The sequence below is a fragment of the Pseudonocardia lacus genome (genome assembly GCF_018531445.1).
GTDB classification, from domain to species: domain Bacteria; phylum Actinomycetota; class Actinomycetes; order Mycobacteriales; family Pseudonocardiaceae; genus Pseudonocardia; species Pseudonocardia lacus.
This window is the reverse complement of the sequence record NZ_JAHDTH010000239.1, coordinates 1-11,765: the sequence shown is the minus strand read 5'-3', so window position 1 is coordinate 11,765 and position 11,765 is coordinate 1. Positions and strand designations below refer to the sequence as shown.

Annotated in this window: 10 protein-coding genes and 1 pseudogene; 5 read left to right on the top strand and 6 right to left on the bottom strand. The window is 76.1% G+C overall.

What is annotated here, in order from left to right; all coding sequences use genetic code 11:
* Nucleotides 1–114 precede the first annotated feature (114 nt).
* Together KIK08_RS33615 and KIK08_RS33610 are read left to right on the top strand one after the other, a co-directional pair.
* Nucleotides 115–936, top strand: a complete 822-nt coding sequence (locus KIK08_RS33615) for an aldo/keto reductase (RefSeq protein WP_214407352.1) — start codon at nucleotides 115–117, stop codon at nucleotides 934–936.
* Between the two features lie 112 nt (nucleotides 937–1,048).
* A complete protein-coding gene (locus KIK08_RS33610; RefSeq protein ID WP_214407351.1) occupies nucleotides 1,049–1,360 on the top strand; it encodes an adhesin in 312 nt (103 codons plus the stop codon).
* Nucleotides 1,361–1,491: 131 nt separating this feature from the next.
* Here the strand turns inward: KIK08_RS33610 and KIK08_RS42130 are convergent, their stop codons facing one another.
* The 3 genes and pseudogenes from KIK08_RS42130 to KIK08_RS40655 form a co-directional block, all read right to left on the bottom strand.
* The gene (locus KIK08_RS42130; protein WP_214407350.1) at nucleotides 1,492–2,088 is read right to left on the bottom strand and encodes a TOPRIM nucleotidyl transferase/hydrolase domain-containing protein; all 597 of its coding nucleotides are present in this window, start codon (nucleotides 2,086–2,088) and stop codon (nucleotides 1,492–1,494) included.
* Nucleotides 2,085–2,765, bottom strand: coding sequence for an alpha-galactosidase (locus KIK08_RS40660; RefSeq protein ID WP_250558363.1), 681 nt, complete (start codon nucleotides 2,763–2,765; stop codon nucleotides 2,085–2,087). The genes KIK08_RS42130 and KIK08_RS40660 overlap by 4 nt, the downstream gene beginning before the upstream one ends.
* 130 nt (nucleotides 2,766–2,895) lie before the next feature.
* A pseudogene (locus KIK08_RS40655) lies at nucleotides 2,896–4,176 on the bottom strand (alpha-galactosidase); the annotation flags it as partial.
* Nucleotides 4,177–4,430: 254 nt separating this feature from the next.
* On the opposite strand from KIK08_RS40655, the gene KIK08_RS33595 reads away from it, so the two are divergent.
* Complete coding sequence (locus KIK08_RS33595) at nucleotides 4,431–5,411, top strand: LacI family DNA-binding transcriptional regulator (protein ID WP_214407349.1); 981 nt, start codon at nucleotides 4,431–4,433, stop codon at nucleotides 5,409–5,411.
* A gap of 9 nt (nucleotides 5,412–5,420) precedes the next feature.
* Here KIK08_RS33595 and KIK08_RS33590 read toward each other — a convergent pair whose 3' ends face one another.
* The 3 genes from KIK08_RS33590 to KIK08_RS33580 all read right to left on the bottom strand — a co-directional run bounded on the left by KIK08_RS33590 (nucleotide 5,421) and on the right by KIK08_RS33580 (nucleotide 9,899).
* Complete coding sequence (locus tag KIK08_RS33590) at nucleotides 5,421–7,082, bottom strand: ABC-F family ATP-binding cassette domain-containing protein (protein WP_214407348.1); 1,662 nt, start codon at nucleotides 7,080–7,082, stop codon at nucleotides 5,421–5,423.
* A 139-nt stretch (nucleotides 7,083–7,221) separates the two neighbouring features.
* On the bottom strand, nucleotides 7,222–9,123 hold the full coding sequence (locus KIK08_RS41245) for an FtsX-like permease family protein (protein WP_214407347.1): 1,902 nt from the start codon (nucleotides 9,121–9,123) through the stop codon (nucleotides 7,222–7,224).
* On the bottom strand, nucleotides 9,123–9,899 hold the full coding sequence (locus KIK08_RS33580; protein WP_214407346.1) for an ABC transporter ATP-binding protein: 777 nt from the start codon (nucleotides 9,897–9,899) through the stop codon (nucleotides 9,123–9,125). Before KIK08_RS33580 ends, KIK08_RS41245 begins: the two co-directional genes overlap by 1 nt.
* A gap of 750 nt (nucleotides 9,900–10,649) precedes the next feature.
* Between KIK08_RS33580 and KIK08_RS33575 the strand changes: the two genes are divergently transcribed.
* The gene (locus tag KIK08_RS33575; RefSeq protein WP_214407345.1) at nucleotides 10,650–11,153 is read left to right on the top strand and encodes a signal peptidase I; all 504 of its coding nucleotides are present in this window, start codon (nucleotides 10,650–10,652) and stop codon (nucleotides 11,151–11,153) included.
* A gap of 95 nt (nucleotides 11,154–11,248) precedes the next feature.
* Nucleotides 11,249–11,765: thiamine pyrophosphate-binding protein (locus tag KIK08_RS33570; protein WP_308258055.1), on the top strand; the 517-nt coding region annotated here is incomplete at its 3' end.

Genomic DNA, 11,765 nt, shown 5'->3' with positions numbered 1-11,765 from the left:
CCGCGCGGGCCGGGCGCGCCCAGGCCGCGGCGGCCGTCGAGGAGTTCGCGCACGTCTGGGCGTCCTGACGAGGGTCACTTTTGCCGGGCGCGACCGACGGGTACGACATCGGACATGGTCGAAGTACCGCAGGTCCGCCTGAACAACGGCGTCGAGATCCCCCAGTTCGGCTTCGGCGTGTTCCAGGTCCCGCCCGAGCGCACGGCGGAGGTCGTGCGCACGGCGTTCGAGGCCGGCTACCGCCACATCGACACCGCGCAGGGCTACCGCAACGAGGAGGGGGTGGGGCAGGCGGTCCGCGAGTCGGGCCTGTCCCGCGATGAGGTCTTCATCACGACGAAGCTGGAGAACAGCCGCCACGGCGACCCGGTGCGGGCGCTGGAGGAGAGCCTCAAGCGCTTGGGCACCGACCACGTCGACCTGTTCCTCATCCATTGGCCGCGCCCCCGGCACGACCAGTACGTGCACGCCTGGAATTGCCTGGAGCAATTGCTCGCTGACGGCCGTGCGCGGGCGATCGGGGTGTCGAACTTCCAGGTCCCGCACCTGCAGCGGCTCGCGGAGGAGAGCGGGACCGTGCCCGCGGTCAACCAGGTCGAGCTGCACCCGCGGCTGCCGCAGGCCGAACTGCGCGCCTACCACCGGGAGAACGCGATCGCGACCGAGGCGTGGAGCCCGCTGTTCCAGGGCGGTGACCTGCTGGAAGACCCGGTGCTGAGCGATCTGGCCGCCCGCCACGGCAAGACCCCGGCCCAGGTCGTGCTGCGCTGGCACGTCCAGCTGGGCAACATCGTCTTCCCGAAGTCGTCCACGCCGGCGCGCATCGCCGAGAACATCGACGTGTTCGACTTCGAGCTGCCGGCCGAGCACATGGCCGCCATCGACGGCCTGAACACCGGCACCCGGCGCGGCCCCGACCCGGACACCTTCGGATAACGGACGTATAACGCACGAGAACGGCCGCCCGTCGCGCCCGGAGTTCCACCCAACGGGACGGGTGGGGCCGCGGGGGTGCGGATCCGACGATTCGCGCCTATCGTTGACGCCCATGTTGGCAATCACCGATACCGCGGCAGAGGCCATCAAGTCGTTGACCACCGATGCGGAGCTGCCCGCCGGGGGTGGCCTCAGGATCGCGGCGCCGGACCCGGACGAAGGCCTGGAGCTCTCGCTGGCCGGGCGCCCGGACGCCGACGACGTCGTCCTCTCCGGCGACGGGGTGGCCGTGTTCCTGGAGCCGCTGGCCGCCGAGGTGCTCGACGACAAGATCCTCGACGTCCAGCCGGTCGCGACCGACGACGGTCAGGAGGAGCTGCGCTTCGCCATCGGCCAGCAGGGGTCCGAGCCCCAGAAGGTCTGACCGGGGGCCGTCCGAGCCGACGCCCCCGAGCCCGCACCAGCCCCGAGCCCGTACCGAGACCCCACACCCGAGCCCGACGGGGCGGTCCGACCGGCCACCAGGCCGGCGCCGCCCCGTTCGTCATGCCCGCGTCACCCCAGGACCCTCTCCAGGACGGCGTCGAGGGGGCGGGGCACGCGGTCCGGGTCCAGCGCCTCCACCAGCAGCCGCGCGTAGTGGACCTTGCGCCCGCCGCGGCTGCCCAGGAACCGGTGCAGCTGCGCGGCCGCGGTCCGGTCGCGCTGGGCGGGCTGGCGGCGCAGGGTCCGCAGGCTGCCCAGCTCGCCCTGGGCGGCCACCACCCCTTCGACCGCGGCCACCCCGAGCGCCCGGATGAGCTCGTCCTCCAGGTCGAGGTCGCAGACGAAGAAGCCCAGCGCCTCCAGCCCGGCGCGGTCGGCGGCGGTGCCGATCCCGGTCCGGGCCAGGTGCCGGCGGACGTGGCGCTCCTCCCCGGCGTCGTACAGCCCGGCGACCGCGACCCCGCTGCCCGGGACGCAGAGCCGGTCGAGGAAGTGCCCGACGTTGGTGATGCCGCCCATCGCCAGCACCGCCACGCCGTCGGCGGCCAGGTCGCGGCCGCGCAGCCGGGCCAGCGCCAGCAGCGCCTCCCGGTCGCTCTCGCCCTCGACCAGGACGACCGCCCGGTGGTCGGGAGCCCGGACCGGGCCCGGCGCCGGGACGCTCACCCACGGACCAGGTGGACGAGTGCCGCGTGGTCGGGGTGCAGCGCGGGCGGCCGCACCCCGACCGTGCCCAGCACGCGCCCGGAGTGCACCAGCCCGCCGGACTGCCAGGCCGGCCGCGACCGCCCGGAGATCGGCTCGGCGCCCGCGCCCGGCCCCACCGGCGTCAGCCGGTAGTCGGCGTCGGGGTCCAGGCCGGGCAGCCGGACGGGTCCGGGCGGCCAGGTCAGCGACCGGTCCATCGCGACGAACGCGAACAGCGCCTCGGACCGGTCCGCCGCGACGACGCCGTGCGCCCACAGCGCGGGGTCGGGGTGGTCGACGCGCACGGTGCGCCCGCCGTGCAGCAGCGGCCGGAACCGCTTGGCCAGCGCCACCCAGCCCGCCAGCTCGGCGAGCTCGTCGGGCGAGCAGCCGGTGACGTCCCACTCGATCCCGAACGAGCCGAACAGCGCGGTCGCCCCGCGGAACGAGAGGTCGTGGACGCGGGCGGTGGAGTGCGACGCCGGGCTGCCGACGTGGCTGCCGACCAGTTCGGGCGGCAGGAGCTGGCCGGTCCAACGCAGGATATGCTGGCGCTCGTGCGGGTCGATGCAGTCGCTGGCCCAGATCCGGTCGGTGCGCTCCAGCACGCCCAGGTCGGCCCGCGCGCCGCCGGACGAGCACGACTCGATCTCCAGCCCGGGGTGCGCGGCGCGCAGCTCGTCGAGCAGCCGGTAGACGGCCAGCGTCTGGGTGCACGCCGGCCCGGTGGGTGGCGGTGGAGCCGGCGTCGACCAGGTCGCGGTTGTGGTCCCACTTCAGGTACGCCAGGTCGTACTCGCCCACCAGCGCGGACAGCCGTTCCAGCAGGTAGGCGTAGGCCTCGGGGCGGGCGACGTCGAGCACCTGCTGGTGGCGCGAGGGCACCGGCAGTCGCCCGCCGGTCCGCAGGATCCAGTCGGGGTGCTCGCGGGCCAGCCGGGAGTCGGGGTTGACCATCTCCGGTTCCACCCACAGCCCGAACTGCATCCCCAGCTCCCGCACCCGGTCGACCAGCGGGTGCAGCCCGTCCGGCCAGACCTGCGGGTCGACGACCCAGTCGCCCAGCCCGGCGGTGTCGTCGCGGCGCCCCAGGAACCAGCCGTCGTCGAGCACGTAGCGCTCGACGCCCAGCTCGGCGGCGACCTCGGCCAGGCGCAGCAGCCGGTCGAGGTCGTGGTCGAAGTACACGGCCTCCCAGGTGTTGAGCACGACCGGGCGCGGCGAGCGCGGGTGGCCCGGGCGGGCCCGCAGGTACTCGTGGACGCGGGCCGCGGCCTCGTCGAGGCCGTCGCCGTAGGTGGCGTAGAGCCACGGACCGACGTAGGCCTCGCCGGGCGCCAGCACGACCTCGCCGGGCAGCAGCAGCTCACCGCCGCTGATCAGCGTCTCGCCCGACGCCGTGCGCTCCACCGCGGACCGGTGGTTTCCGCTCCACCCGACGTGCAGCCCCCACACCTCGCCCGCGCCGAACCGGAACCCCTCCTCGCCGGCGAACAGCACGGTGGCCGCGTCCGGCCCGGTGCGCCCGCGCCGGTTCTCCCGCAGGTGGGTGCCGACGGTGACGGGGCGGCGCTGCGGCGCGCGCTCCCGCGCCCACCGGCCGGCCTGGTCGAGGACCTCCGCGGCGACCGGCGGCACCGGCAGCGCCAGGTCCAGGCGCTCCAGCGAGTACGGCCCGGGGCCGGTGTTGCGCAGCTCGGCGCGGCAGCGCAGCAGGCCGCAGGCGGACAGCTCCAGCTCGACGTCGAGTTCGAGGCCGGCCGCCGGGTCGGCGTGCCGGACGTGCAGCCGCTCGCCGTCCCCGGCGGGCCCGACGTCGTGCCCGGTGCGTCGGAAGCGCGTCGACCAGGCGTCGCCGTCGCGGTGACCGAGCAGCCCCGGCGCGCCGGCCCAGCCGGTGGCGGCCTCGGGCAGCAGCCCGACGCGCACCGGGACGTCCGGGCCGTTGTTCCCGGGGTCCGGGACGGACGCGGCGGCCAGGTCGCGCAGGGCGGCCGGGCCGAGCGGCCCGACGTCGGCCCCCCAGTGCAGGACCAGCGGCGGCCCCTCGACCGGCAGGTCGAGCACGACGGACACCCCACCGGCCCGCAGGTGCACCGGGTCGGTCGGGTCGGGGGAGGGCGATGGGGGGAGCGGCACGGGTCAACCGTGCCGTGCGGGCACCGGCGGGGCCAGCCCTCGTCCGGGCCCGTTCCCCGGTCGCGGCGACACGGCCGAGCGGGGCGCTGATGGACGTGTCTAGCCTGGACGGGGCAGCGCTCGGGGTGCGGCGACGACGATCCCGGGCTCACCAGCGTGGTCCGTCGGGGGAAGGGGAACGCGTGGCCCGGGTCACCATCACCGAGATCGCCCGCCGTTCGGGAGTGTCCAAGGGCGCGGTGTCCTACGCCCTCAACGGCCAGCCCGGGGTGTCCGCGTCCACCCGCGCCCGCGTGCTCAAGGTCGCCGAGGAGCTCAACTGGGTGCCCAACAGCGCCGCCCGGATGCTGTCCGGCGCGCGCACCGACACCATCGGTCTCGTGCTGGCCCGCGCCGCGGTGCGCGAGCCGTCGGTGCTGGAGTTCGTCGCCGGTCTGGAGGACGTGCTGGCGAAGCGCTCGCAGACCCTGCTGCTGCGGTTGGCGTCCGGGGCCGAGGAGGAGGCGGCCGGCTACCGCAAGTGGGCATCCGAGCGCCGCGTCGACGCGGTCATCGTCGTCGAGGTACTGGTGGACGACCCCCGGGTGGCCCTGCTGGAGTCGCTCGACCTGCCCGCCCTCGTCGCCGGCGACCCGGGGCTCTCCGGCGGCCTCGCCGCCGTCGGCGTCGACGACCCGGCGGGTGTCGACGCCCTGGTCGGGCACCTCGTCGAGCGGGGGCACCGCACCGTCGGCTGGGTCTGCGGCCCCGCCCACCTCGGGCGCGTGCACGTCCGGGAGCTGGCGTTCGCCGCCGCCGACGGCGTCGCGGTGCGGCAGATCGCCACGGACCTGTCCGGCGAGGCGGTCGACTCGGCCACTCGCGAGCTCCTCGACAGCCCCGAGCGCCCCACCGCGATCGTCTACGACGGCGGGATCGCCGGCGTCGCCGGCCTCTCGGCGCTCGGCCGCCTCGGGCTGGCGGTGCCCGACGACGTGGCGGTCGTCGTGTGGGGCGACTCCGCGGTGTGCGCGGTGACCGACCCCCCGCTGACGGCCGTCGGGTGCGACGTGTGGGCGTACGGGGCGGCCGTGGGGGAGGCGGCGCTGGGTCTCGCGGGTGGGCGCAGGGGCGCCGCGGTGATGGGCGCGGTGCCGACCCTGCGGCTGCGCGGTAGCAGCTGACCGGCCGCGTCAGGCGGACGTCTCGGTGAGCCGGCCCCCGTCGACCACCCACCGCCGCGTCGCCCGCACCGTGTCCAGCATCCGCCGGTCGTGGGTGACCAGCAGCACGGTCCCCGCGAACGAGTCGACGGCCTGTTCGAGCTGCTCGATGGCGGGCAGGTCGAGGTGGTTGGTGGGTTCGTCGAGCACGAGCAGGTTGACCGCCCGCGCCTGCAGCAGCGCCAGCGCCGCGCGCGTCCGCTCCCCGGGGGAGAGCGAGGCGGCGGGGCGGGGGACGTGCTCGCCGGTCAGGCCGAACTTGGCCAGCAGGGTGCGGACGTCGGCGTCGGACCAGTCCGGCACGGCCTCGCCGAAGGCCCGCACCAGCGGTTCGGGGCCGAGGAACAGGCCGCGGGCCTGGTCGATCTCGCCGACGCGCACCCCGGAGCCGAGGCCGGCGCGGCCCTCGTCGACGGGGACGCGGCCGAGGAGCGCGCCGAGGAGCGTGGTCTTGCCGGAGCCGTTGGCGCCGGTGACGACGATCCGGTCGGCCCAGTCGACCTGGGCGGTCACCGGGCCGAGGGTGAAGTCGCCGCGGCGCACGACCGCGCCGTCGAGCGAGGCGACCACCGCGCCGGAGCGGGGGGCGGCGGCGATGCTCATCCGCAGCTCCCATTCCTTGCGCGGCTCCTCGACGACGTCCAGGCGCTCGATCATGCGCTGGGTCTGGCGGGCCTTGGCGGCCTGCTTCTCGCTGGCCTCGGTGCGGGTCTTGCGGCTGATCTTGTCGTTGTCGGTGGCCTTGCGGCGGGCGTTGCGCACGCCGGTGGCCATCCAGTTGCGCTGCATCTGGGCGCGGTCCTTGAGGGCGCCGAGCTTGTCGTCGTACTCCTCGTAGGCCTCGCGGGCGTGCCGGCGGGCGACCGCGCGCTCGGCCAGGTAGCTGTCGTAGCCGCCGTCGTAGACGCCGACCCGCTGCTGGGCCAGGTCGAGCTCGACGATCCGGGTGACGGTGCGGGCGAGGAACTCCCGGTCGTGGCTGACGATCACGGTGGGCCCGCCGCGGCCCAGGCGCGCGCGTTCGGTGACGAACCGCTCCAGCCGCTCCAGGCCGTCGAGGTCGAGGTCGTTGGTGGGCTCGTCGAGCAGCAGCAGGTCGTAGCGCGACAGCAGCAGCGCGGCGAGCCCGGCGCGGGCCGCCTGCCCACCGGACAGGCCGGTCATCTCCGCGGTGGTCGGGTCGACCGCGAGCCCGACGTCGGCCATGGCGTGGCCGGTGCGCTCGTCGAGGTCGGCGCCGCCGAGGGCGAGCCAGCGGTCGAGGGCCTCGGCGTAGCGGTCGTCGGCGCCGGGCTCGCCGGTGCCCATCGCCTCGGCCGCGGCCTCCATCGCGTCCTGGGCGGCGGTGACGCCGGTGCGCCGGGCCAGGAACGCGGCGACCGTCTCGCCGGGGCGGCGCTCCGGCTCCTGCGGCAGGTGCCCGATCGTGGCGCCCGGCGGGCTGACCGACACCGAACCGTCCTCCGGGGGCTGCTCGCCGGCCAGCATCCGCAGCAGCGTGGACTTGCCCGCCCCGTTGACGCCGACCAGACCGAGCACGTCGCCGGGGGCGATGACCAGGTCGAGGCCGGAGAACAGGACGCGGGCGCCGTGACCGGCGGCGAGGCCGGAGGCCTTCAGGGTGGCGCTCATCTCGCCCCCCACGCTACCGGCGCCCCCTCTTCCCCCCGCGCCGGAGTTCAGGAAAGCCACGATGCTGCCCGCAGAGGGCAGCATCGTGGCTTTCCTGAACTCGGGACGGGTGCTCCCCGGGGCGACGAACCAAGACGAATCAGGTGGCGGCGCCGAGGAGGGCGACGGGGGCGCGGCGGGTGGCCGACCACGTGGTGAGGGTGCTGGTGAGGGCGGTCACCAGGTACAGGCCGGCGGCCAGCGCGCCGATCAGGTCCCAGGGCAGGACGAGGGTGGGCGTGCCGGTCATCCGGCTGGTCACGGCGAGGGTCGCGACGAACGACGCCCCGGCCGCGACCCCGCCCAGCACGAGCCCGACGGTGGTCACCACGGCCGACTCGAGCAGCGCGGCCCGTACGACCTGGCCCCGGGTCAGCCCGGACAGCCGGGCGGTGGCGAACTCGGCCGGTCGCGGGGCGGTCCCGATGACCACCGCGTTGACCACGCCGATCAGCGCGTACACCCCGCCCAATCCCATGATCACGATGAAGACGGCGACGGTGGTGGCGTCGCGGCCGGCGGCGTCGGCGGCGATCCGGTCCGCCACGGTCGAGACCGGCCCGATGGCGGAGAGGGCGGCCACGACGGCGTCGCGGTCGGCGCCGGGGGCCAGCGCCACCAGGGTGCGCGACGGCGCGGCGGCGAGTTCGGCGGCCGGCACGGAGTCGGCGGTCAGCAGCAGGTCGGCGCCGTCGCTGATGGCGTCGGGCACCTCGGCGACGATCGGCAGTGGACCGAGGTCGCTGTCGCCGACCCGGACGCCGACGGTGTCGCCGGGCGATCCGCCACCGGAGCCGGGGCCGGCCACCGCGACGCGCCCGTGCAGCGCCGCGACGGCGTCGCTGCCGGGGTGGGCGGTCGCGTAGGCGGCGGGGTCGACGACCAGCGCCTGCCCGTCGTCGCTCTCGACGTCGTCGCCGGAACCCCAGGTGACGGCGAGGGGCAGCACGGTCTCGGTGGAGGCCCACGCCACGCCGGGCAGGTCGGTGACGCGGTCGCCGACGGGGCCGCGGGCGTCGAGGACCAGTTCGCCCGCGGTCGTGCGGCGCTGCTCGGCCTCGCCGGCGGCCGCGGTGGAGGTCAGCATGCCGGCCTGCGCCAGCACCAGCCCGACCAGCACGATCACCGGGGCGGCGATCGCGGCGCTGCGCCGCACGCCGTCGCCCAGCGCGGCCACGGCCAGCTCGCCGATCGGCCCGCGGGTCGGGACGAGCCGGGCCACGGCGGGTACCAGCAGCGGGCTCAGCGCGCTGAGCGCCACGGCCAGGCAGAGGGCGGCGTTGGCGGCCATCGCCTGCCCGCCGGCGGCGCCGCCGACGGGGGCGATGATGACGAGCGCGGCGGCGCCGGCGGCGAACACCACCCCGGCGCCCCAGCGGGCCGCGGTCATGACGCGGGCGGAGCCGCCGGTGTCGCGCAGCGCCTCCAGCGGCCGCACCCGGCCGGCCCGCCGCGCGGCGACCAGCACCCCGGCCAGCGAGACGCCGATGCCGACGCCCGCGCTCACCCCGAGGATCCAGCTGCGCCACTCGGCGGTGAACCCGGCGGGCACCATGCCCAGCCCGGCCAGCAGCCCGGACTGGAACCGGGTGGCGGCGATCCCGACGGGGATGCCGGCGGCCGTGCCGACGACGGCGAGCAGCACGGCCTCGCCGACGAGCAGCCGGCGCACCGCGCCCCGGTCGGCCCCGACCAGCCGCAGCAGGGCCAGTTCCTGGCGGCGCTGGGCCACGGTGAACGCGAACGTCGAGGACACGATGAACACCGCGAGGAACGCCGAGAACGCCAGCGTGAGCGCGCTGAGCGTGACGGCGGTGGAGCTGCCATCGACGAACGCGGCGCGGGCCGCGGGGTCGAGCCCGGCCGGCACCGGGAGGGTGGCCGCGGAGATCAGCACCAGCAGCGAGGACTGGACCAGCGCGACCCCGAGGCAGACGGTCAGCGCGGCGCCGGTGAACAGCGGCCAGCGCTCGGTGAAGGTGGCCCGGCTCAACCCGATCATCATCGCTCCAGGCCGACGAGGCGGTTGGCGACGTCGTGGGCACCGGCCCCGACGAGCCGGTCGACGACGCGCCCGTCGCGCAGGAACACGACGGCCCCGGCGCGGGCGGCGGCCGCCGGGTCGTGGGTGACCATGATGATGCTCTGGCCGCGCGCGGCCATGGCGCCGAGCAGGTCGAGGACGGTGCGCGCGGACGTGGAGTCCAGCGCGCCGGTGGGCTCGTCGGCGAAGAGCACCTCGGGTCGGGTGACCATGGCGCGGGCGATCGCCACCCGCTGCTGTTGGCCGCCGGACAGCTCGCGCGGCCGGTGCCGGGCCCGGTCGCCCAGCCCGACCATGGCCAGCGCCGCGTGCACCTCGGCCCGCGGTGGCCTGCGCCCGGCCAGCCGCAGGGGCAGCGCGACGTTCTGCGCGGCGGTGAGCGCGCCGACCAGGTGGTAGCCCTGGAAGACGAAGCCGATGCGTTCGCGGCGCAGCGCGGCGAGTTCGTCGTCGGAGGCGTCGGTGATGTCGGTGTCGCCCAGCAGCACCTGCCCGCTGTCGACCCGCTCCAGGCCGGCGGCGCAGTGCAGCAGCGTCGACTTCCCGGAACCGGACGGCCCCATCACCGCGGTCCAGGTCGCGCGGGGGAACGCGAGGTCGACCCCGTCGACGGCGCGGACGGCGGTCGGGCCGTCGCCGTAGGTGCGGGTGATCCCGCGCAGCGCGACCGCCGCCGCGACCGGGGTCGTGCCGGGGTGGGCCCCGGCCAAGGTCGTTGTCGTCACGGGAACCATCACACGCGCCGGGGCGTTCGCCCACACTCCGCTCGGCCCCCGACCCGGGGTGGGGCGCTCCCTACCCCGGGGTGAGGTCGCAGTACGCGCCGTCGACGGTGTCCGCGCCACCCGCGCCGCGCCCGCGGTGCTCGTGCCGCCGGCCTCGGTGTCGGAGAAACGCGCGAGCGCATTTCCGATGACGGGACCGCCGGCGCCCGTCAGGGCGACGAGCAGGATCGCCGGCAGCGTCGCCGTGACGGGGTGTCGACGGAACGCACCCCGAATGGAGCGGCGTTCACGGAGTTGGGTGGGAATTGTGGACTCCTCGATCACACCTGGACCAGGTCAAGGACGACGTGGTCGCGATCGGGTCGCCCTGGACCTTGTTGCCGGTGCCGCCGAGGTCGGGCAGGGCGAATCGGAGGGCGTAGGTCGTGGTGTCGCCCGCGGCCAGGTCCCTGGAAGCGGTGGCCCGCGCGATGGCGATCCCGACGGCGAGCCGGAACCCGGCGTTCTGCAGAATCGTCGTGGAATGGACTCCGGCGATGTTCCGGGGTGCCGACCGTGCTGAGTCGAGGAGTGCCGGGAATTCGTGGAGCGGTCACCCCCCGGATGACCTCGATCGGGTGGACAAAGGGATGACCTGAGTGATCGGCGGTATGAGATGAATCGTCGACGCAGGGTGAGCGGCAATCCTGTCGCGGGGAGGGGAGCACCATGGGTGGGAGCCACCGGACCACGCAACGGAGTCGGGCGGGGGCACCGGGCGTGGCGCTGCGCCGGCTCGTCGGGCTGGTGATGCTGGCCGCGCTCGGGTTGGCCGCGGCCGTCGCGGTCGTGCCCGCGGTCGCCGGGGGGACGGCGCTCACCGTGCTGTCGCCGAGCATGCGCGAGACGCTCGCCCCCGGCGACGTCGTGGTGATCCGGCCGCGGCCGGTCGAGCGGATCGCGGTCGGCGACGTCGTCACGTTCCTGGCCCGCGACCCGATGTCCAGCACCACCCGGGTCGTCACCCACCGGGTGGTCGAGGTGCTGCCGGGGCCGGAGTTCCGCACCCGGGGCGACGCCAACGCGGACCCCGACCCGGCCGCCGTCGCCGCGGCCGACGTCCGCGGGGTGATGTGGTACCGCGTCCCGTGGGTCGGCGGGGTGGCCCGGAAGCTGACGACGCCGGGTGGCGCCGTGGCCGGTGCGGGCGCGGTGGTGCTGCTGCTCGGCGCCGTGCTGCTGGTGGGTGCCCGGAAGCGGCCGACCGCGGAGCGACCGGGGTGAGGACGGCCACGGAGTGGCCCGTCACAGGGTCGCGACCTGGTGGTCCGGCTGCCCTCACCCGCGTCCGCCCCCGGTCGGCGCCTACCCTCGACGGGGTGCTGTCCTCCGTCACCCGCGCCCGGGTGATCGTCGACGAGTTGGTGCGGTCCGGGGTGGCCGACGCCGTGCTGTGCCCGGGCTCGCGCAACGCTCCGCTGGCCTTCGCGCTGCAGGCCGCCGACGCGGCCGGGCTGCTGCGGCTGCACGTGCGGATCGACGAGCGCACCGCCGGGTTCCTGGCGCTGGGGCTGGCCGCCCGGTCCGGGCGGGTCGTGCCGGTGTGCACGACGTCCGGCACGGCGGTGGCCAACCTGCACCCCGCGGTGCTGGAGGCCGCGCACGCCGGGCTGCCGCTGCTGGTGCTCAGCGCCGACCGGCCCGCCGAGCTGATCGGCACCGGGGCCAGCCAGACGATCGCGCAGCCGGGCATCTTCGGGTCCGCGGTGCGGGCCGCGCTGGACGCGGCGCCGGGTGCGTCGGCCGCGCTGCTGCGCTCGATCGTCGACCGGGCGGTCGCCGCGGCCGGGGCGGGCGCGCCCGGGCCCGTGCAGCTCAACGTGCCGTTCTCGGAGC

Excerpts from the sequence above, each read along its gene's own strand:
- KIK08_RS33590 (WP_214407348.1), bottom strand. The coding sequence starts at position 7,082 with ATGAGCGCCACCCTGAAGGCCTCCGGCCTCGCCGCCGGTCACGGCGCC.
- KIK08_RS33615 (WP_214407352.1), top strand. The coding sequence starts at position 115 with ATGGTCGAAGTACCGCAGGTCCGCCTGAACAACGGCGTCGAGATCCCC.
- KIK08_RS41245 (WP_214407347.1), bottom strand. The coding sequence starts at position 9,123 with ATGATCGGGTTGAGCCGGGCCACCTTCACCGAGCGCTGGCCGCTGTTC.
- KIK08_RS33610 (WP_214407351.1), top strand. The coding sequence starts at position 1,049 with ATGTTGGCAATCACCGATACCGCGGCAGAGGCCATCAAGTCGTTGACC.
- KIK08_RS33580 (WP_214407346.1), bottom strand. The coding sequence starts at position 9,899 with ATGGTTCCCGTGACGACAACGACCTTGGCCGGGGCCCACCCCGGCACG.